Source organism: Bradyrhizobium sp. AUGA SZCCT0283 (genome assembly GCF_018130385.1).
GTDB lineage: Bacteria > Pseudomonadota > Alphaproteobacteria > Rhizobiales > Xanthobacteraceae > Bradyrhizobium.
In genome coordinates this window covers 25,645-44,046 of record NZ_JAFCLU010000023.1, presented here as the reverse complement: position 1 = coordinate 44,046, position 18,402 = coordinate 25,645, and the positions used below count along the sequence as shown (strand labels likewise).

Sequence of the window (18,402 nt, the reverse complement as noted above, 5' to 3'; positions counted from 1 at the left end):
AGCCATATGGATCAACCCCACCGTGCCATTCAGACCGAGTCCAACGAAGTCCTGTATGACGTATCCGATCATATCGCGGTCATCACGCTCAACGCTCCCGCGCGCATGAATACGATTTCCGGGCCGATGCTGAATGATCTGACGCGGCTGCTTATCAGGGCAAATGAGGATCGCGACGTTCGCTGCGTCATCCTCACCGGTAATGGGCGCGCGTTCTGTGCCGGTCTGGATTTACGTAAGGAGCGCAGTGGCGATGGCCTCAGTTCGGCTTCGTCAGCTACCTCGCTCGACCTCCGCAACACGCCGCCGACCGTTCTGCAGGCGATGGACAAGCCGACGATTTGCGCCGTGAATGGCGGGGCCGCGGGTTACGGCATGGATACGGCGCTCGGCTGCGACATTCGCATCATGGCTGAATCGGCCAAGCTGGCGGCTGCCTTCGTCAAGCGCGGCGTGGTGCCGGAATCAGGCGGCACGTGGTTTCTGCCGCGCATGCTCGGCTGGGCCAAAGCATCCGAATTGATCTTCACCGGCCGCACGCTCTCGGCGCGGGAAGCTCTCGACTGGGGTCTTGCCAACGAGGTCGTGCCGGATGCCGCCCTGATGGGCCGGGCGCGCGAGGTGGCACGCGAGATTGCGGCCAACGCGCCGCTGGCGGTCCAGGCCGCCAAGCGCATGATGCGAATGGGACTCAACGAAACGTTTCCCGATCATGTGCATCACGTCTATCTGCAGCTCTTGCCACTGTTCAAGACGCAGGACATGCAGGAGGGCATCAAGGCGTTCATGGAGAAGCGGGAACCGAACTTCGAAGGCCGTTGATTGCCGTTCGCGCTATTCGGCTGCCGCACTCGCGATCGCGCCCGCCTGCCGGTTGGTGACAACCACCTTGATCGCATCGTCGACGCGCTCGCGGGCATATCGCAGCGCAGTCGGCAGATCGGCCAACGGAAATGTGTGGGTATGGATTTTCGTTGCGTCGAAACGCTTCTCCGCCATCAGCGCCATGGCGCGGCGGGTGGCGCTGCGGCCTTCGCCACGAATTCCATAGGCATAGATATTGTTCTTCACGAGATGCGCAAGATCCATCGTGACTGGGTCGTGCGGGAACGCGGCGAGGCAGATTTTCCCGCCGCGATTGGTCATGTGAATGGCCTGATTGATCGTCGCCTCGGTGCCGGCGCACTCGACCACATAGTCCGCGCCGATACCGCCGGTGAGGTGCCTGACCACCTCAACCGCGTCCTCGTCGTTGATATTGACGACGCGATCGGCGCCGAGCTCCCGGCCGATCGCCAATCTTCTGTTGCGCGTCCCGGTCAGGATGACCGGGCTGGCGCCGAGCGCCTTGGCAACAGCCACCGCGAGTAGTCCGATCGGCCCCGGGCCGATCACCACGACGCTCTCGCCTGCAACCAACCCTCCCAACTCCGTCAGCCCATACATCGAGGTACCCGCGGTGACGACCAGCGTCGCCTCGGCGTCGCTCATCGTGTCGGGCACCCGCGCCAGTGTATTGATGTGATTGACGGCATATTCGGCAAAGCCGCCGTCTGTCGTGAAGCCGTTAGCGCGATGGCCTTTCTCCGGCTTCCCGTAGTTCAGACACGACGTATACATGCCCTGGCGGCAGCGCTTGCACTGGCCGCAGCCGGCGTGGATCTCCACGCTGATCCGCTCTCCGATCTCGAATTCGTCGACGTCGAGTCCGAGCGCGGCAACCGTGCCCATATACTCGTGGCCCGGCGTGAAATTCTTATTGAAGGGCAGGCCGCCTTCGATGCTGGCCGGTGATCCGGAATGAATGATTTCGAGATCGGTGGCGCAGATCGCAACCGCGTCGATGCGGATCAGGACTTCGGCGCGTGCCGGAACGGGCACGGGTTTTTCAAGCAGCAACAGCTGCTCCGGGTCGCCCAGCACCCATGCCTTCATCCGGTCGGGAATGGGAAGTGCCGGCGATGTCTTCACGCCTGAAGGTTGGTACATGGGCGTATCCTCTCGCGCCGGATGCTACCGGAAATCGCTGGCCGACAAAATTGCTGAATACGGGTGGCGCCGGGGACATTTGCTGCACAGCAAAATGCCTTGTCGCAAAACCTTCATGCGCGGCCTATACTTGCACACCGGTTGGTGATGAGATTGTCAATTGCCGCCCTAAACCGGAGTGACCCATGAAGACCGTCCGTTTTGTACTTGCCTTGCTCGCGCTGTCCCTGATTGCGCCCTGGCAGTCCGCCAAAGCGGCCGACGTCATCTGCTACAATTGCCCGCCGGAATGGGCCGACTGGGCTTCGATGCTCAAGGCGATCAAGGCCGATCTCAACTACGACATCCCGCACGACAACAAGAATTCCGGCCAGGCGCTGGCTCAGATCCTCGCCGAGAAGAGCAATCCTGTCGGCGATATCGGTTATTTCGGTGTCACCTTCGGCATGAAGGCCAAAGCGCAGGATGCGCTAGAGTCCTACAAGCCGGCGAAATGGGACCAGGTCCCCGCCGGTCTGAAGGATGCCGACGGCTACTGGACCACGATTCATTCCGGCACGCTTGGCCTGTTCGTGAACAAGGACGCGCTCGGCGGCAAGCCGGTGCCGGCCTGCTGGAAGGATCTTCTGAAGCCCGACTATAAGGGCATGGTCGGTTATCTCGATCCGTCGTCGGCCGCGGTCGGCTATGTCGGTGCGGTCGCGATCAATCTGGCGCTCGGTGGCTCCGAATCAAACTTCGATCCCGCGATCAATTTCTTCAAGGATCTGCGGAAGAATGATCCGATCGTTCCCAAGCAGACTTCCTACGCCCGGGTTGTCTCCGGCGAGATGCCGATTCTGTTCGACTATGATTTCAATGCCTATCGCGCGAAATATTCAGAAAAGGGCAACTTTGAATTCGTGATCCCCTGCGAAGGGTCGGTGGTGTTTCCCTACGTCGTTGGCCTCGTCAAGAATGCGCCCGACAAGGACAAGGCCAAGAAGGTGTTGGACTATCTGTTGTCCGACAAGGGGCAGGCGATCTGGACCAACGCCTACCTGCGCCCGGCGCGGCCGATCGACCTGCCCGAAGCCGTGAAGAAGAAGTTCCTGCCTGACAGCGACTATGCGCGCGCGAAGAACGTCGACTGGGGACAGATGGAAAACAAGCAAAAAGGCTTCGTCGACCGCTATCTCGCCGAGGTCCGCTGAGGCAATATGGTGCCCTTCGCTCGGGCGCTTTCTTCTGATGTCACATAAGTCCTTTGTCTGGCTTTGCCTGCTGCCGCTAGCGGTACTGACGGTGGCGTTCTTTCTGCTGCCGATGGTACGGCTGGTCGTGACCGGCGCGGAAGGCCCGCAGGGGCTGGCGGGCTATCTCGCGATCCTGAGTGAGCCGCGTTACCGCGCGACCCTCGTCAACACGGTTCTGCTCGCCGCCGCGACCACCGTCGTGACCCTTATCGTAGCGACGGTTGCGGGGATGTTCCTGCAGCGGCATCGTTTTCCCGGGCGCGCCGTCCTGATTGCGATGCTGACCTTTCCGCTGGCGTTTCCCGGCGTGGTGGTCGGCTTCATGATCATTCTTCTCGCCGGGCGACAGGGCCTGATCGGCGATTTCTCCAACCGCCTGTTTGGTGAGAAGCTGGTCTTTGCCTATTCGATCTACGGCCTGTTTCTCGGCTATCTGTATTTTTCCATCCCGCGAGTCATTCTTACCATTATGGCCGCGGTACAGAAGCTCGATGTCGGCCTGGAAGAAGCCGCGCGTTCGCTCGGCGCGGGCCCGTGGGCGGTACAGCGCGATGTCGTTCTGCCGGCACTGGCGCCGGCCTTCGTCGCCTCCGGCGCCATTGCGTTTGCGACCGCGATGGGTGCGTTCGGAACGGCGTTTACTCTGGCGACGAACATCGATGTACTGCCGATGCTGATCTATACCGAATTCACGCTGGCCGCGAACTTCTCGATCTCGGCCGCGCTGTCGGTCGGGCTTGGCATCATCACCTGGTTCATTCTTGCGCTTGCACGTTCCTTCAGCGGAAGCGCCGTTGCGGCGACTGGATGAGGCCATGCGTGATCGCCTGATCTTCACCGGCCAACTCATTTTCACACTGCTGGTCGCCGCATTCCTGGTTGTGCCGGCGATCCTGTCGATTTCCGCCGGCGTCACGGTGAACTACTTTCGCGGCATCCAGTCCGGCGTAACCCTGCAATGGGTCGTGCAGGTATGGGAGCTCTATGCCGGCACAATTCTGCTGTCATTCGTGGTCGCTTTTGCGACGCTTGCCGTGACGCTCGCGGCAGGCGTTCCAGCCGCCTATGCCTTGCATGTAAGGGCAGGGCGCCTGTCGCGCGTTGTCGAGGAGATCATCACCTTGCCGCTCGCGATCCCCGGGCTGGCCATCGCGCTGGCACTGCTCTTGACCTATGGCGGTTTTGGCGACTTCCGCCGTTCCTGGCTGTTCATTCTTGCAGGCCATGTCATCTTCACCATGCCGTTCATGGTGCGGTCGGTGATGGCCGTATTCGCGACCGTCGACATCAAGACGCTGGACGAGGGCGCGGCGTCGCTTGGCGCATCGCCATGGCGGCGCTTCCGCGATGTGATCGTGCCCAACGCCGTGCCGGGGATACTGGCAGGCAGCCTGATGGTGGTGACGCTGTCGCTAGGCGAATTCAACCTGACCTGGATGCTGCACACGCCACTGACCAAGACGCTGCCGATCGGGCTCGCTGATAGCTACGCCTCGATGCGGCTGGAAGTGGCGTCGGCCTATACGTTGATCTTCTTCGTGATGATCATTCCGCTGCTGGTTGCCATGCAATTGTTTGCCGAGAAGGAACAGAAGAGATGAGTGCGCAGGCCGGACACGGCGCCTCGGTGCGTATCGAGGCCTGCGGCAAGACCTTTGCCGACGGAACGCGCGCGCTCGAACCCGCAACGCTTGAGATCGCCCGTGGTGAAACCCTGGTGCTGCTCGGCCCCTCCGGCTGCGGCAAAACCACCATGCTGCGTATCATCGCCGGCCTCGAATTACCCGATGCCGGCGGCAGAGTGCTATTCGACGACAAGGACATGACGGCGGTGCCGATCGAGCGGCGCAACGTCGGCATGGTGTTCCAGTCCTACGCGCTTTTCCCCAACATGACCGTATCGGACAATATCGGCTATGGCCTGAAGATCCGCGGGATACCGAACAAGGAGCGGGCGGCACGCGTCGCCGAACTGGTGGCGCTGACCAACATCTCCGGGCTCGAGAACCGCCGGATCGACCAGCTTTCCGGCGGGCAGCGGCAGCGGGTGGCGCTGGCGCGCGCGGTTGCGATCCGACCGGGCATCCTGTTGCTCGACGAGCCGCTGACGGCGCTCGACGCCGCATTGCGCGACCGGCTGCGCGGCGAACTGAATCGCTTGCTGCGCGCGCTCGGTATCACCACGATTTATGTGACCCACGATCAGTCCGAGGCCATGGAGCTCGGCGATCGTGTCGTCGTCATGCAGAAGGGAGCGATTGCCCAGATAGGCACGCCGCGCGAGATCTACTTCACGCCACGACGTCGCTTTGTCGCCGAATTCATTGGCGCCGCGAATATTGTCGAAGCGGCCATCGAGGGCGGCTACCTCGTGTTGCCGGGCGGACGGCAGCCGATTCACTGCGATGTGGACATGCCGGCGGCGGTCGCGATGATCCGCCCCGAAACCATTCGCGTCACGTCAGCCGGAAGTGCGTCGCTTTCGGGCACTGTCGACAGCGTGAGCTTCATCGGTGACAGGCAACGGCTGGTCGTCAGTGGCGCGTCCAACAGGTTGCTCACCGTCGACGCGCCTAATACGGTTCGAGTCAGGTTGGGCGAACGGATCGGATTGTCAATTTCGCCGGACGCCGTCCGCCTGTTGCCGCCCGAGAACTGAGAAGGTCGATGTCGCCAAAACCGGTTCATATTGCCCAGATTTCCGATCTGCACATCAAGCCGCCGGGATCGCTTGCCTATGGCAAGGTCGATACAGCGAAGGCGCTCGAACGATGCATTGCCACACTAAACGAATTCGACCCCACACCCGATTTTGTGGTGATCTCTGGTGATCTTGCCGACACGCCGACGGCTGAAGAATATCAGTATCTCAAGCGGCTGCTGGCGCCACTAAAGCTTCCGTTTGCCGGTATTCCCGGCAATCACGATTCGCGCGAGTTGATGCGGGCCGCGTTTCCTTCCGCTTCGTACGCCTTCGTGTCCGGGCCGCTCAATCAGAAGATCGAGGTCGCCGGCCTCGATCTGCTTTTGCTGGATTCAAGCGTGCATCGAAAACCGCATGGCGAACTCGATGGGCCTACACTGCAATGGCTCGAGGGGATGCTGGCTTCGTCGCCCCACCGGCCGGCGCTGCTGTTTTTGCACCATCCCCCGTTCAAGGCGGGCATTTGGCACATGGACCGCCAAAATCTCCTCAACGCGGGCGATCTCGCGCCCATCGTGCGCCGTCATCCCCGCGTGCAGCTGATCGCAACCGGGCATGTCCATCGCGCGACACTGACCATGTTTGCGGGCGTGCCGACCACAATCTGCCCGGCCCCGAACCATGCCGTCGATCTCGATCTGGCCGAACTGCGCGAACCCTCCTTCAAGGTCGAGCCGCCCGCCTTCCATCTCCATAGCTGGTTTCCGGGCGAGGGATTCGGCACGGTCGTCACCCATCAAGTCCCCATAGGTAGCTTTGACGGCCCGCATCCGTTTTTTGGACCGGACGGCAAGCTCCTTTAGTCACCGCGCGCCCCTTGGTCGGCATTCGCTGCCCCGGGGGTAGTCCACGTTCCGGACCGATTGCAAAGCGCAGAGTTCGAGCGCAATCTTTCCTCAAGAGAGGCGGCTGCAATTGCGCAAGTCTGCCCGGTCAGGGGGAAATGTATGCGTCTGTTCCATTTGCTGATTCCGGCACTCGCGCTGTTCTCAAGCCACCAAGCGATTGCGCAGGGGAGTTATCCCGACCGGCCGATCAAGATGATCGTGCCTCTTGCCGCGGCAAGTGCTGTCGACGTCGCCGCGCGGATCGTGACCCAGAAGATGGCCGACAATATGGGCCAGCAGATCGTGATCCTGAACCAGCCGGGCGCGTCGGGGCTGATCGGAGCCGAGGCCGTCGCCCGCGCCGAACCGGACGGCTACACGATTGGCGGGTTCAACGACAGCGTCATGACCATGGTGCCGAACCTGCAGTCCAAGATGCGATGGGATATTCTGAAGGATTTCGAGCCGGTATCGCTGGTTGCGACAGTGGAATGGGGGCTGGTTGCCAACAATCAGGCCAGCTTCAAGAGCGCAGCGGATCTGATCGCGGCCGCGAAGGCCGCGCCCGGGAAGATCGATTATGGCTCGGGCGGGCCGGGAAGCCCACAGCATCTGGCGATGGCGATGTTCGCATCGGCTGCCGGCATATCGCTGACGCATGTGCCCTACAAGGGCGCCACCCAGGCCGCGACCGACATTGCCGCCGGCCAAATTCCCGTCGGCTTCCAGGGCCTGGGCACGGTCGCAACGCTGGTGCGCGGCGGTCAACTCCGGCTGATCGGGGTGACCACCGAGAAGAGATTGCCGCAATTCCCTGATGTGCCGACCGTCTCGGAATCCGGACTGCCCGGCTTCCTCTTCAACTCATGGTTTGCAATTCTGGCCCCTGCCGGCACCCCGAAGGACATCATTGCCCGCCTGAATGCCGAGGTGCTGAAGGCCGTCGGCGATCCCGAAGTGCGCCGCAAACTTGAAGAGCTGGGCTTCGCGGTGCGCGGCAGTTCGGCCGAGGCGTTGCGCGCCATGACGCGCGATCAGCTCGCCAAGTATGAGCGCGTGATCAAGGAAATGGGAATCGCCAAGGAATAGCCCGCCGACGGCGGCAATCGGACTCGGAGTTGCGTTTTCGGGAAGATCGATCGCAGGTCTTTTTACCAATGTCGAAGGAGTCGTCTTTGCGGCATCCGGCTATTTCTACGCGACCGGCATGGTTTACGGGTTCATGGCCGCATTTGTGATACTGTTTTCCGCCTATCAGGGATGGGGACGGGCGACGGCTCCGCTGCTTGTCAGCCTGTTGAGGGTTGCCTGTCGTATTGGCCGGCGGATGGATGCTGCAGCAGCAAGCGCCCCGGCTCGATTGGCTGTACCATCTTGTCGCAGGTTCCACGGTTATTGGAGCGTTAACGCTGGGCATGGTTTTCGCCTTTCGGCCGCCAAATAGACGCGTTTTGATGCTTTCCGGTTGAAAAGCTGACCAGCGTTGATTACGGAAGAGCGGTAATCCCGTGTCCCCTGGAGTTTGACTGGCGTGCCTCAACAAAGGACGGGTGAAGCTCACGGATTCTCGAGCAGCAAACTGTCGGTCTTGCGCAAGCACCCGATTTTTGCCGACCTCGAGCCGGAGGCTTTCGAGCAGCTCTGCCGTTACGCCAAACACGCCACGCTGAAGCGGGGCGCCACGCTGTTTTCCAAAGGGGATCCCGGCCACAGCCTGTACGCGGTCATTTCGGGTACGGTGAAGATGAGCATTTCCTCGCCGGATGGCCGCAACGCGATCCTGAACATTGTTGGGCCTGGGGAAATTTTCGGCGAGATCGCGCTGCTCGACGGACAACCCCGCTCGACTGACGCCATCGCAAACAGCAATTGCGAACTCTTCGTCATCGACCGGCGCGAGTTCATCCCCTTTGTGAAGGCTCAGCCGGCGTTGGCAATGAAATTCATCGAATTGCTCTGCGAGCGGTTGCGATCGACCAGCGATCAGGTCGAGCAGATTATCCTGCAGAATCTGCCAGGACGGCTGGCCAGTGCGCTGCTTCGCCTGTCCGAAAAGCACACCTCTGCTCCGCAGGGCCGAACCATCGCGATCACGCAGCAGGAGATCAGCGAGATGGTTGGCATGACCCGGGAGAGCATCAACAAGCAGTTGCGCGCCTGGGCAGGGCGCGACTTGGTGCGCCTCGAGCACGGTGCCATCGTTGTGCTGAATGCCGAGACGCTTCGTGAAATGGCAGAGGCAGGGGCGGGACACGACGGCGAATAGGCCGGCGATGCACGTCGCGAAGGCGGGCAGTGAAGTCCGGACGCTCTGGACTCATTGACTGGCAGGTACGGGATTGGCGCCACGTTCAATCGTGAATTCCGCGTCAATCAGCCCACGCGAGTGATTCAGGTCCGATTGCGACATCAGCAAGGTCAGATCCTTGCCCTTGAGGGATGCAAGTACCTCCGACAGCCGTTCCGACAGCGCCGGCGCGATGCCTTCGAACGGCTCGTCGAGCAGCAGGCACTTGGTGCCAATGGCAAGCGCCCGGCCGAGCGCGACCAGTTTTTGCTGTCCTCCGCTCAGCAATAACGCCTTGCGCTGCCGCATCTCGGCGAGTTCGCCGATCACCTCATAGACGAAGTCGAGCCGGGCCCTGCGGTCGAGATGCTCCGCGACCCACAACGGCAACATGATGTTTTCCTCGACCGTCAACTGGGGCACCAGGCAGCGATCCTCCGGCATATAGCCGATCCCGAGTGCCGCGCGCGCATAGCGTGGACGGGACGAAAGGTCGCTGCCTTCGAACCGCACCATGCCCCTGGCCGGCGTGAGGTGCCCCATGATCGAACGCATCAGCGTCGTCTTGCCCGCGCCGTTACGGCCCACCAGACTGACCATGGCGCCTTTCGCGACGTGCATTGTAAAGCCGCGCAATGCCGGCATCGACTGTATCTCGACGACAAGATTGTCGATTGCGAGCAATGGCGCCGCGTCGTTCATCGTACGCCCCCGGTGACATAGCGGCGGACTTCCTGATTATTCAGGACCTCGGCGGGCACCCCGTCGGCCAGAACCCGGCCCTGATAGAACGCCACGACGCGATCGGCATAGCGGCTGACGATTTCCATGTCGTGCTCGACGAATACGATGGTCGCTGCCTCGGGCGCCACGGCGTGGATAACGCGATCCATGGTCGCGAATTTTTCTTCCGCCGATACTCCGGAGGTCGGTTCATCCAGCAGCAGCAGTTTTGGACGGCGCACCAATGCCATGGCGATGTCGATCAGTTTGCGCACGCCGCCCGCAAGCTCCGAGATCGGGCGATCGGCCAGATCGGCAAGGCCAAAGCGCTCCAGCAATTCGACGGCCTTGTCGCGGCGACCTTGGGTCTCTGCCGGCGCCCGGAGTGACATTCGTGTGCCGATGCCGGAAATCGCCACAGTGAGATTTTCGGCGGCGGTGAGTTCGACAAACAGTTGTGGAATCTGGAAGGAACGGGAGATGCCAAGCCGGGCTACGCTTCGCGGCGAATGTCTGCCGATGTCCATTCCGTCGAGCAAGATCGTTCCGCTGTCGGGTTTGAGATAGCCGGTGACCATGTTGACGAAGGTGGTCTTACCTGCGCCGTTGGCGCCGATAAGGCTGATCTTCTGACCAGCCGGAATATCGAGGGTGAGCGCATCGGCCGCGACCACCGCGCCAAAGCGCTTCTCGAGCCTGCGCACCGAAAGAACCGGGTTCACGGTGCGGCTCCTCGTTCGACGGTGAGGTGAGCCGTCGTCGAGATGCGCCGCTTGCGCCGGTCCCTGATCCAGAGCGAGCCGATGCCGCGCGGCAGAAACAGAATGACGCCCAGAAGGAAGACGCCGAGAACCAGTTGCCAGGTATTGGGCAAATAGAGATTCGAGAACGAACGGACCAGCTCCAACGCCATCGAGGCGACGAAGACGGCGGCCACGCTCTGGTTGCCGGCAAGTACTGCCACGAAGACGAATTCGCCCGATGTGGTCCAGTATGCGAATTGCGGATCGATATGCCGCTGCGCCATCAGGGCAAAGGCGCCGCTGGCGCCGGCGAAGATCGCGGCTATCAGGAAGTTGATCGATATGATCCGGTTGGCCGAGAGGCCGAGATATTCGACTCGCAGATTGTTTTCGCGCACCGCCAGGCTGGCAAGACCGAATTCGGACCGGAACAGGATGGTTGCGGCGATGCCGGCAAATCCGGTCACGATGACCGAGATGGCATACAGCATGTAGTCGGCCTCGCGCGGATCGGTGAAGCTCATGCCAAACAGGCTTGGCCGTCCGACATTGAACCCGTCGGAGCCGCCAAGCGCGGTCGATTTGACCAGCGCGCCGTAAAACACCATCGATAGCGCCAACGTCAGCATGCCAAAGAAAATCCCGCTATAGCGCGCGATCAACGGCCCGACGACCAGGCCGAGCAGGCCGCCGCAAAGCGCGCCGACGATCACCTGCGCCACCGCGTCGGTGAGACCCCAGGCATTGGCGATCAGCGCCACGCCATAGCCGCCGGCAGCAAAGAACAGCCCCTGGCCGAACGACACGTTGCCGGTGCGCGCCAGCACGACGATGCCAAGGGCGATCAGCGCATTGGAGGCGGCAATCGTCGCCAGCGACAAGGTCCAGGTCGGCAGCGCGCGTCCGGCCAGCGTCACCGCGGCGACAAGGGCGATCATGACGACGGGATGCAGGCTTTTCCTCATCAAATCCGCCTTGCCGTCTCGCGCTTGAACAGACCCTCAGGGCGAAACATCAGCACTGCCGCCATGATCAAATAGATCATGAACAGTTCGGCTTGCGGCATCAGATGCACCGAAGCAGCGCGCGCCAGCCCAACCAGAATCGCACCGATTGCCGCGCCCTCGACGCTGCCAAGCCCTCCGATCACGACGATAGCGAAGCTCAGGATGATGACGTCCGAACTGAGGCCCGGCTGCATCGATATTTTCGGTGCGGTCAGGGCGCCGGCGAGGGCGGCGAGCAGGGCGCCGAACGCAAAGGCGATCGCATAGACGCGGTTGACACGTACGCCCATGCTCACGCTCATTTCCTCATTGTGTATGACGGCGAGCACGATCTTTCCGATCACGGTGCGATTGAGGCCGAACCAGATCGCAAAGCCGACCACGGCGGAAATCGGTATCAGCACCAGATCGTAGCCGACGTAATAGAGTCCGGCGAATTCGAGATTGCCGAACAGCTCATATGGCTGCGTCGCATAGATCGGATTGACGCCCCAGATCAGCTTGGTGACGTCTTCAAGGATCAGAAACACGGCATAGGTCACCAGCAGCAGCACCACTTCGTCGCGGCCGTAGAACATTTTCAGGAGGCCCCGTTCCAACAGAAGTCCGATGGCGGACGCGATCAGCACCACCGAGAGCAGCATGGCGACGAAACCAACGCTTGGGGGGAGGCCGCGCGCGGCCACCATGGTTACCGCGGTTGCCGCGATATAAGCGCCGAGGGCGTAGAAGCTGCCATGGGCGATGTTGAGAATCTTCAATACGCCGAATACCAGCGTCAAGCCGAGGGCGACGATGAACAGCCACGAGGCCTGAATCAGGCCATCGAGAATGATCGTCAAAAAGAAATTCATGGCAATCGAGTCACGCGGGTCGTTGGTGGGCAGAAAAAGGCGGCGCGGAGCTTAATCACGTGCCGCCGTGTGCGCATCAAAGGATGCCAGTGCGGCCTAATTGCACTTGGCGCCCTGCATGCCGCCTTTGATCCAGTCGATCGACTTCACGCCCGGGGGCGGGTTGACGCATTCGGCGGCGAAGTACTGGATATCGACCAGATCGACCCGCTTAAGATCCGGATTGTATTTGGTGCGGCTGATGGCGATCGGCTGGATCGCCTGATGGCCGTCGGCGAGCTTCATCTGGATGAGCCCGCCGGGCGACGGCCACTCCAGACCGGTCATTGCCGCGACCATTTCATCGGTCGAAGGCTTCCTTCCACCGTTCTTGCTCATGGCCTTTTCGGCCGCGGCCTTCAATCCAAGAATCGATTGGGCAATGCGATAGGCGGCCTGGACCGGATAGACGCCGTTGGCGGCCTCGTAACCCTTGAACAGCCAATCGTTCAGCGGCGACTTCTGCGACATCAGGCCATAGGCACCGCGCGCGCCGATGATGGTGCCGTCGGGCATCTTGTCGCCGAGCGGCGGCAGCACGTGGTCGGCGGCGCTGAACACGAGCTGGCTGCGCTTCGGCAATCCGCGGGGAGCCGACTGCAGGACGAAGGCCTGCAAGTCGCCGCCCCACAGGCTCGAATAGACGACGTCGGAGCCGGCGCCTACCAGCGCGGAAATTTCGGTGCCGTACTGACCCGCGCCGAACTTCGGCAGCAGGTCCGTCTGAACCTTGACGTTGGGGTAGAGCTGCTGAGCTGCGGCGACGAAGTCGGCCCGGCTGTCCTGGCCCCAGGCGTAGTCCTGATTGATCGCCGAAAGCGTTTCCATCTTGACGTTCTTGGCCTTCATGTATCTGACGAGGCCGACGTTATCCATCGTGGCATGGGCAGCGGTACGGAATACGTAGTTGTATTTGGCTTCCTCGAAGATACGCGGTGTGCCGCAATCCATCAGCACCAGCATCTTCTTCAACTCTTCTGCGATCGGCGCTACCGCCAGGCAGTCGCCCGAGCTGATATAGCCAAGCACGACGTCGACACTGTCGCGCTGGTACAGGTTACGCAGCTCCTGGACCTGCTTGGTGGCGCCGCCGTTCTCATCGATGATGACGGGCTCGATCTTCAAGCCGCCGAAGCCGACCTTCTCGTAGGGCGAGGGGGCCGCCCCCTTGTTCAGCTGATCGATGACGAACTGCGCGCCGTTGCGGGCGGGAACACCAAAACTATCCGCCGCCGGTCCGGAGAGGAACGTCACGATGCCGAGTTTGAAGGTTTCCTGTGCAGATGCCGGGGCCGCCAGCGTAAACGACGACGTTGCGATGGATGCGAGTAGGACAGCGCAGATAGTCCGCCAAGAACGGTCCATGGTCTCCTCCCTGATGTCGGCGGCTGTTCCCGCCCGATTATCCGCGCCGTTCAACGGCGTCGGCCGTCATTGACGCGAGTTTAGGCAAGCTTTGACGGCCCGTCTATACGCGCCATGCCGAGAAGGGAGGAGCGAGGATGGCCTGATGCCACCCTTTGGCGACGTTCACATGTCAAACACTGCGACCGCGCGGATCGGTGAAGCCGTCCCGCCGCGCCACTTCATCGGCAGGCCGATGAAGGTGAACTGGCCGCGGCCAAGCAGCGTTTCGAGATTGCACAGGCTCTCGATATGGGTGATGTCGAGGTCGAGGCAGGCCTTGTGGACGAGGGCATTCACCTTGCCCTCAGGTCCCGGCCGCATCGAATCGATACCGAAATGCACGACGCCCTGCTGCGCCAGCCATTCGGTGGCGGCGACGTTCACGCCAGGATTGTCGCTGGAATATTCCTTGTGGGGGAATGTTCGCTCATGGTGACCGGTGCAGAGCAGCACGGTGCCGCCCTTCGGCACCGGCACGCCGGCTTTCGTCACCGCCACCTCGAGATCGGCAGGCGTAATCTCGGCGCGCGGCGCAATGTGCCGCAGATCGATGCAGATGCCCGGCACGATGCATTTTTCCAGCGGATACTGATCGATGGATATGCCGCCCTTGCCGAAATGTCTGGGCGCGTCGATATGGGTACCGGCGTGGTCCACCATGGAGATGAACATCGACGCCAGCCCGTGCACATTGCCCGACTCGGCAAAGGATTCTTCGTGGGTCTTCCAGACGCCATGGATGACCGGAGGGTGGCCGGGATAGCTCGGGGTGCGATGATAGAGCTCTCGGCTAAGGTCGACAATCTTCAAGCGGAGTCTCCCCGCCGCGAACTGCGGCGTCCGTTCTAGAATCCAAACGCCCTCGGCAGCGCCAGCGACAGCCAGGGTACGTAGGTTACGATCATCAGCACCGTAAACATCACGTAATAGAATGGCCAGATGCCGCGCATCACCTCATCGACCGAAACCTTGCCGATGGCGCAGCCGACGAACAGCGTCGTTCCGACCGGGGGTGTCAGCAGGCCGATACCGAGATTGAGCAGCATCACGATTCCGAAGTGCACGGGATCGATGCCGAAGCTCTTCACGACGGGTAGCAGGATCGGTGTACAGATCAGCAGCAGGGGGGCGAGATCGAGCGCCGTTCCAAGCACCAGCAGCATGATGTTCAACCACATCAACAGCACGTATTTATTGCTCGATATGGCAACGAAGAACTCGGTCATCTTTGCCGGCATCTGCATCAGGGCGGCGACATAGCCGAAGCATGACGCGGTGGCCACCAGCGTCAGCACCATCGCCACGGTCTGCAGCGTCTTGTAGACCAGTAACGGCAGTTCGGACCACTTGTAGTCGCGATAGATGAACATCGTGACGAAGAACGCCCAGACGCAGGCGACCGCGCCCGCCTCGATCGGCGTGAACACGCCGGTAAGGATGCCGCCCAGCACGATCACCAGCGTTACGATCCCCCATATGGCGTCACCGAGCATCCTGATCGCCTGTCGGATCGGCACAGGCTCGCCCTTGGGATGCTTGTCGCGATAGGCATAGAACAAGCAGAGCAGCATCAGCGAGAAGCCCAGCAGCAATCCGGGAATTACGCCGGCCAGGAAAAGGCTCGTGATCGACACCACGCCGCCCGTCGCCAGCGAATAGATCACCGAATTGTGGCTCGGCGGAATGATGATGGCCTGCAGCGAGGCGCTGATCGTCACATTGGTTGCGAACACGCGCGGATAGCCCTTGGCCGCCATCTGGGGAATCATCACCGAACCGATCGCCGATGTATCAGCAACCGACGATCCGGAGATGCCGCTCATGATCGTGGTCGCCAGGATGTTGACCTGCGAGAGGCCGCCCCGCATGCGCGTGAACCCGACAACGACGGCTGCGAAGTCGACCAGTCGCTTGGCCATGCCGCCCTCGGCCATGATGGCGCCCGCCAGCACGAAGAACGGGATGGTCAGCATCGAGACCTTGCCGACGCCGCTGGCAAATTGCTGCATGACCGCGCCGACCGGCAAGTCGATCCAGAGCGCGCCGACGAGCGAGGACAATGCCAGCGCATAGGCGATCGGCATGCCGATCGCGAAGAAGAAGCACATGCTGAGAAGCAGAATCGCGATATCCATAGAAATTACTCGATCGGTACGTGGGCGTCGCTGCCGTCCCGCGGCGGCGGGCCGATGGTCAGGCGTTCGACGACGAACAGGAGCATCATGGCGCCGCTGACCACGATCGGAAGATAGGTGATGCCGACCGACAGCCATGGAAATTCGTCCACCGAATTTTCCCAAGTGGTGTGAACGAGCCGCAGCCCCCACACCACCATGAAGATCGCAATCACGCCCATCAAGACTTCGCTCAGGAAGAGAGAAGCGCGGCGTAACAGCGGTGGCAGCAAATCCGTCCCCACCGTCATGTTCATGTGGATGCGCTGGCGATAGCAGTTGGCCGAGCCGATGAAGGTGATGCCGACGGTCAGCAGCACGGCCATTGGCTCAGGCCATGACGCGGCGCTGTTCAGGATGTATCGGGTATAGACGGCCCACGGAATGACCGCCGAGACCAGCACGAGCGCCACGCAGGCGACTACGGCGCCGGTCCAGTAAACCGCATCGGTCACACGCCGGAAAATTCCGGCCGCAGAATTGGACATTTTGACCTCGGAGAACAACGGCGCTTCAAGTCGCTTCGGTGGCGCGGAGAGGTGGTGGCCGGAACGGACGTCGTCCGGCCACTCACCGATCGCGACCCCGGCGCTAGTTCACCGCCTCGATGCGCTTGACCATCGCCGCGTATTTCGCGCCGTATTTGTCCCAGACCGGTTTGACTGCATCCTGGAATGGCTTCTTGTCGATGTCGGTGATGATCTCGGTGCCGGCCGCCTTCATTTTTTCGATCGCGGCGTTCTCCGCTTCATACCAGAGCACGCGCTGCTCGGCCTGTGCTTCCTTCGACAGTTTTTTGATCAGCGCCTGATCTTCCGGCGACAGCTTTTGCCAGGAGATGCGCGAGAAGACCAAAAGCTCCGGAATGATCAGGTGTTCGGTCATCGTGAAATACTTGGCCACCTGATAATGGTTCTGCGCCATGAACGATGGCGGATTGTTCTCCGCGCCGTCGACCACACCTGTCTGCATCGAGCTGAACACCTGATCGAAGCCGAGCGCGACGCCGTTGCCGCCCAGTGCGTTCATGGTGTCGACAAAGAGCGGATTGCCCATCATGCGGACCTTGAGGCCCTTGAGGTCGGCAATGGTCCGGATCGGCCGCTTGTTGTTGTAGACGTTGCGCGAGCCCGCGTTCATCCAGCACAGCGCGATCAGGCCGGTCTTTTCGTTCGCGGAAATCTTCGCCAGCAATTCATCGCCGATCTCGCCGTCGATCACCTTCTCCATGTGCTTGGAGTTACGGAAGACGAACGGCATATTGAAGACGTTGACGTCGTCCACGACGGGGCCGACGGCGCCGACCGAAATACGGGCGATCTGGAGCGCGCCGAGTTGGGCCTGCTCGATCATCTCCTTTTCACCGCCGAGTTGCATCGAGGGGAACATCTGGATCGTCAGCCGGCCATTGGTGGCGGCTTCCAGTTTCTTGCCCATCCGGACGACGGCTTCGACCGTCGGATAGCCCAGCGGGTGAACGTCCGATGCCTTCAGCACCATTTTCGTTTGAGCAAATGCGGATGATAGCGGCGTCGTGGCCGCCATCGTAGCCCCGAGCCCTGCGCTCAACTTGATGAAGTCGCGGCGTTTCATGGTATTCCTCCTGATGTTGTTTATCGTTTTATGGACTTTTCGAACTCTAAGATCGCTCGTCGAAGTACTCCGGATTGATATGTTGAGTAGCCGAGATGTTCTCGAGAAGGCTTTCAAGGTGGACTTCCATCGCCCGCCTTGCGCCCTCTGCGTCATGCGCCTCGATCGCGGTCAGCACAGCCTCGTGTTCGATGATCACCTTTGCGATCCGCCCGTGTTGAGGCAGGGTCAGCCGGCGATAGCGGTCGACGTGGACCTTCACCTGCTGGATATATTTCCAGATTCCGGGATAGCCGGCGACATCGGAGACCGTAGCATGAAACATTTCGTCGGCCTGATGGAACGTTTCACTGTCTCCGGCGGCGCTGGCTTCGCGCTGCCGTTCCAGGATCGACTGCAGCGCCAGGATCTGGCTCGGCGTCGCGCGTTCCGCGGCGAGCCGCGCGGTGGTTTCCTCCAGCGCCTTGCGGATGATGATGGCTTCCGGGAGCGCTGCAACCGGAATGCGGGAGACGAAGATGCCGGATTGGGGATAGATCTCCAGCAGGCCCTCATCTGATAATTTGAGAATCGCCTCGCGAACGGGGGTGCGGCTCACTCCGTAGGAGAGCGCGATCTGCGCTTCCGAGATGGCTTCGCCGGGTCGGCGCTGCAGCGACACCAGCTCGATCCGGAGATCCGAATAGATCTTCGACGCCGCCGTCGCTGCGCGTGGGCGGCCGTTGCGGCGATTGCCGGCGGCCATTCGGCGAACCCTGGGTTCGGCTTTTTTCGATGCGCGTGCGGGCATGATTGCTTTCTCGATTGATATATTAGTATA

At 61.3% G+C, this 18,402-nt stretch carries 19 protein-coding genes; 8 read left to right on the top strand and 11 right to left on the bottom strand.

Annotation, left to right across the window (positions count from 1 at the left end):
• Positions 1-6 precede the first annotated feature (6 nt).
• On the top strand, positions 7-822 hold the full coding sequence (locus JQ624_RS26970; RefSeq protein ID WP_212421943.1) for an enoyl-CoA hydratase/isomerase family protein: 816 nt from the start codon (positions 7-9) through the stop codon (positions 820-822).
• A 12-nt stretch (positions 823-834) separates the two neighbouring features.
• On the opposite strand, the gene JQ624_RS26965 is transcribed toward JQ624_RS26970, so the two are convergent.
• Entirely contained in the window at positions 835-1,989 is a 1,155-nt protein-coding gene (locus JQ624_RS26965) for a zinc-binding dehydrogenase (RefSeq protein ID WP_212421942.1), read from the bottom strand.
• 185 nt (positions 1,990-2,174) lie between these two features.
• Between JQ624_RS26965 and JQ624_RS26960 the strand changes: the two genes are divergently transcribed.
• The 7 genes from JQ624_RS26960 (at position 2,175) to JQ624_RS26930 (ending at position 9,021) form a co-directional block, all read left to right on the top strand.
• The gene (locus JQ624_RS26960) at positions 2,175-3,182 is read left to right on the top strand and encodes an ABC transporter substrate-binding protein (protein WP_212421941.1); all 1,008 of its coding nucleotides are present in this window, start codon (positions 2,175-2,177) and stop codon (positions 3,180-3,182) included.
• 37 nt (positions 3,183-3,219) lie between these two features.
• A complete protein-coding gene (locus tag JQ624_RS26955; RefSeq protein WP_212421940.1) occupies positions 3,220-4,035 on the top strand; it encodes an ABC transporter permease in 816 nt (271 codons plus the stop codon).
• Positions 4,036-4,039: 4 nt separating this feature from the next.
• The gene (locus tag JQ624_RS26950) at positions 4,040-4,825 is read left to right on the top strand and encodes an ABC transporter permease (protein ID WP_212421939.1); all 786 of its coding nucleotides are present in this window, start codon (positions 4,040-4,042) and stop codon (positions 4,823-4,825) included.
• On the top strand, positions 4,822-5,883 hold the full coding sequence (locus JQ624_RS26945; RefSeq protein WP_212421938.1) for an ABC transporter ATP-binding protein: 1,062 nt from the start codon (positions 4,822-4,824) through the stop codon (positions 5,881-5,883). Before JQ624_RS26950 ends, JQ624_RS26945 begins: the two co-directional genes overlap by 4 nt.
• Before the next feature lie 8 nt (positions 5,884-5,891).
• A complete protein-coding gene (locus JQ624_RS26940) occupies positions 5,892-6,731 on the top strand; it encodes a phosphodiesterase (RefSeq protein ID WP_212421937.1) in 840 nt (279 codons plus the stop codon).
• Between the two features lie 144 nt (positions 6,732-6,875).
• The gene (locus tag JQ624_RS26935; protein ID WP_212421936.1) at positions 6,876-7,844 is read left to right on the top strand and encodes a tripartite tricarboxylate transporter substrate binding protein; all 969 of its coding nucleotides are present in this window, start codon (positions 6,876-6,878) and stop codon (positions 7,842-7,844) included.
• Positions 7,845-8,286: 442 nt separating this feature from the next.
• Positions 8,287-9,021 (top strand): Crp/Fnr family transcriptional regulator, encoded by a 735-nt coding sequence (locus JQ624_RS26930; protein WP_212422008.1) that lies wholly within the window; start codon positions 8,287-8,289, stop codon positions 9,019-9,021.
• A 51-nt stretch (positions 9,022-9,072) separates the two neighbouring features.
• On the opposite strand, the gene JQ624_RS26925 is transcribed toward JQ624_RS26930, so the two are convergent.
• The 10 genes from JQ624_RS26925 to JQ624_RS26880 all read right to left on the bottom strand — a co-directional run bounded on the left by JQ624_RS26925 (position 9,073) and on the right by JQ624_RS26880 (position 18,327).
• Entirely contained in the window at positions 9,073-9,744 is a 672-nt protein-coding gene (locus tag JQ624_RS26925; protein WP_212421935.1) for an ATP-binding cassette domain-containing protein, read from the bottom strand.
• Entirely contained in the window at positions 9,741-10,487 is a 747-nt protein-coding gene (locus tag JQ624_RS26920; protein WP_212421934.1) for an ABC transporter ATP-binding protein, read from the bottom strand. Before JQ624_RS26920 ends, JQ624_RS26925 begins: the two co-directional genes overlap by 4 nt.
• Entirely contained in the window at positions 10,484-11,473 is a 990-nt protein-coding gene (locus tag JQ624_RS26915) for a branched-chain amino acid ABC transporter permease (RefSeq protein ID WP_212421933.1), read from the bottom strand. Before JQ624_RS26915 ends, JQ624_RS26920 begins: the two co-directional genes overlap by 4 nt.
• Positions 11,473-12,369 carry a branched-chain amino acid ABC transporter permease gene (locus JQ624_RS26910; RefSeq protein ID WP_212421932.1) on the bottom strand — a complete coding sequence of 299 codons (897 nt, stop codon included), beginning with the start codon at positions 12,367-12,369 and terminating at the stop codon, positions 11,473-11,475. Before JQ624_RS26910 ends, JQ624_RS26915 begins: the two co-directional genes overlap by 1 nt.
• Before the next feature lie 96 nt (positions 12,370-12,465).
• Positions 12,466-13,773 (bottom strand): ABC transporter substrate-binding protein, encoded by a 1,308-nt coding sequence (locus tag JQ624_RS26905; protein ID WP_212421931.1) that lies wholly within the window; start codon positions 13,771-13,773, stop codon positions 12,466-12,468.
• Positions 13,774-13,938: 165 nt separating this feature from the next.
• Positions 13,939-14,625 carry a cyclase family protein gene (locus tag JQ624_RS26900; RefSeq protein ID WP_212421930.1) on the bottom strand — a complete coding sequence of 229 codons (687 nt, stop codon included), beginning with the start codon at positions 14,623-14,625 and terminating at the stop codon, positions 13,939-13,941.
• Between the two features lie 35 nt (positions 14,626-14,660).
• The gene (locus tag JQ624_RS26895; RefSeq protein WP_212421929.1) at positions 14,661-15,950 is read right to left on the bottom strand and encodes a TRAP transporter large permease; all 1,290 of its coding nucleotides are present in this window, start codon (positions 15,948-15,950) and stop codon (positions 14,661-14,663) included.
• A 5-nt stretch (positions 15,951-15,955) separates the two neighbouring features.
• Complete coding sequence (locus JQ624_RS26890) at positions 15,956-16,477, bottom strand: TRAP transporter small permease (protein WP_212421928.1); 522 nt, start codon at positions 16,475-16,477, stop codon at positions 15,956-15,958.
• A gap of 103 nt (positions 16,478-16,580) precedes the next feature.
• Positions 16,581-17,582, bottom strand: coding sequence for a TRAP transporter substrate-binding protein (locus tag JQ624_RS26885; protein WP_212421927.1), 1,002 nt, complete (start codon positions 17,580-17,582; stop codon positions 16,581-16,583).
• A gap of 46 nt (positions 17,583-17,628) precedes the next feature.
• Positions 17,629-18,327 (bottom strand): GntR family transcriptional regulator, encoded by a 699-nt coding sequence (locus tag JQ624_RS26880; RefSeq protein WP_249130098.1) that lies wholly within the window; start codon positions 18,325-18,327, stop codon positions 17,629-17,631.
• Between the last annotated feature and the right edge of the window lie 75 nt (positions 18,328-18,402).

Coding starts and splice junctions, on each gene's coding strand:
- JQ624_RS26970 (WP_212421943.1), top strand. CDS start 7: ATGGATCAACCCCACCGTGCCATTCAGACCGAGTCCAACGAAGTCCTG.
- JQ624_RS26965 (WP_212421942.1), bottom strand. CDS start 1,989: ATGTACCAACCTTCAGGCGTGAAGACATCGCCGGCACTTCCCATTCCC.
- JQ624_RS26960 (WP_212421941.1), top strand. CDS start 2,175: ATGAAGACCGTCCGTTTTGTACTTGCCTTGCTCGCGCTGTCCCTGATT.
- JQ624_RS26955 (WP_212421940.1), top strand. CDS start 3,220: ATGTCACATAAGTCCTTTGTCTGGCTTTGCCTGCTGCCGCTAGCGGTA.
- JQ624_RS26950 (WP_212421939.1), top strand. CDS start 4,040: ATGCGTGATCGCCTGATCTTCACCGGCCAACTCATTTTCACACTGCTG.
- JQ624_RS26945 (WP_212421938.1), top strand. CDS start 4,822: ATGAGTGCGCAGGCCGGACACGGCGCCTCGGTGCGTATCGAGGCCTGC.
- JQ624_RS26940 (WP_212421937.1), top strand. CDS start 5,892: ATGTCGCCAAAACCGGTTCATATTGCCCAGATTTCCGATCTGCACATC.
- JQ624_RS26935 (WP_212421936.1), top strand. CDS start 6,876: ATGCGTCTGTTCCATTTGCTGATTCCGGCACTCGCGCTGTTCTCAAGC.
- JQ624_RS26925 (WP_212421935.1), bottom strand. CDS start 9,744: ATGAACGACGCGGCGCCATTGCTCGCAATCGACAATCTTGTCGTCGAG.
- JQ624_RS26915 (WP_212421933.1), bottom strand. CDS start 11,473: ATGAGGAAAAGCCTGCATCCCGTCGTCATGATCGCCCTTGTCGCCGCG.
- JQ624_RS26910 (WP_212421932.1), bottom strand. CDS start 12,369: ATGAATTTCTTTTTGACGATCATTCTCGATGGCCTGATTCAGGCCTCG.
- JQ624_RS26905 (WP_212421931.1), bottom strand. CDS start 13,773: ATGGACCGTTCTTGGCGGACTATCTGCGCTGTCCTACTCGCATCCATC.
- JQ624_RS26895 (WP_212421929.1), bottom strand. CDS start 15,950: ATGGATATCGCGATTCTGCTTCTCAGCATGTGCTTCTTCTTCGCGATC.
- JQ624_RS26890 (WP_212421928.1), bottom strand. CDS start 16,477: ATGTCCAATTCTGCGGCCGGAATTTTCCGGCGTGTGACCGATGCGGTT.
- JQ624_RS26885 (WP_212421927.1), bottom strand. CDS start 17,582: ATGAAACGCCGCGACTTCATCAAGTTGAGCGCAGGGCTCGGGGCTACG.
- JQ624_RS26880 (WP_249130098.1), bottom strand. CDS start 18,327: ATGGCCGCCGGCAATCGCCGCAACGGCCGCCCACGCGCAGCGACGGCG.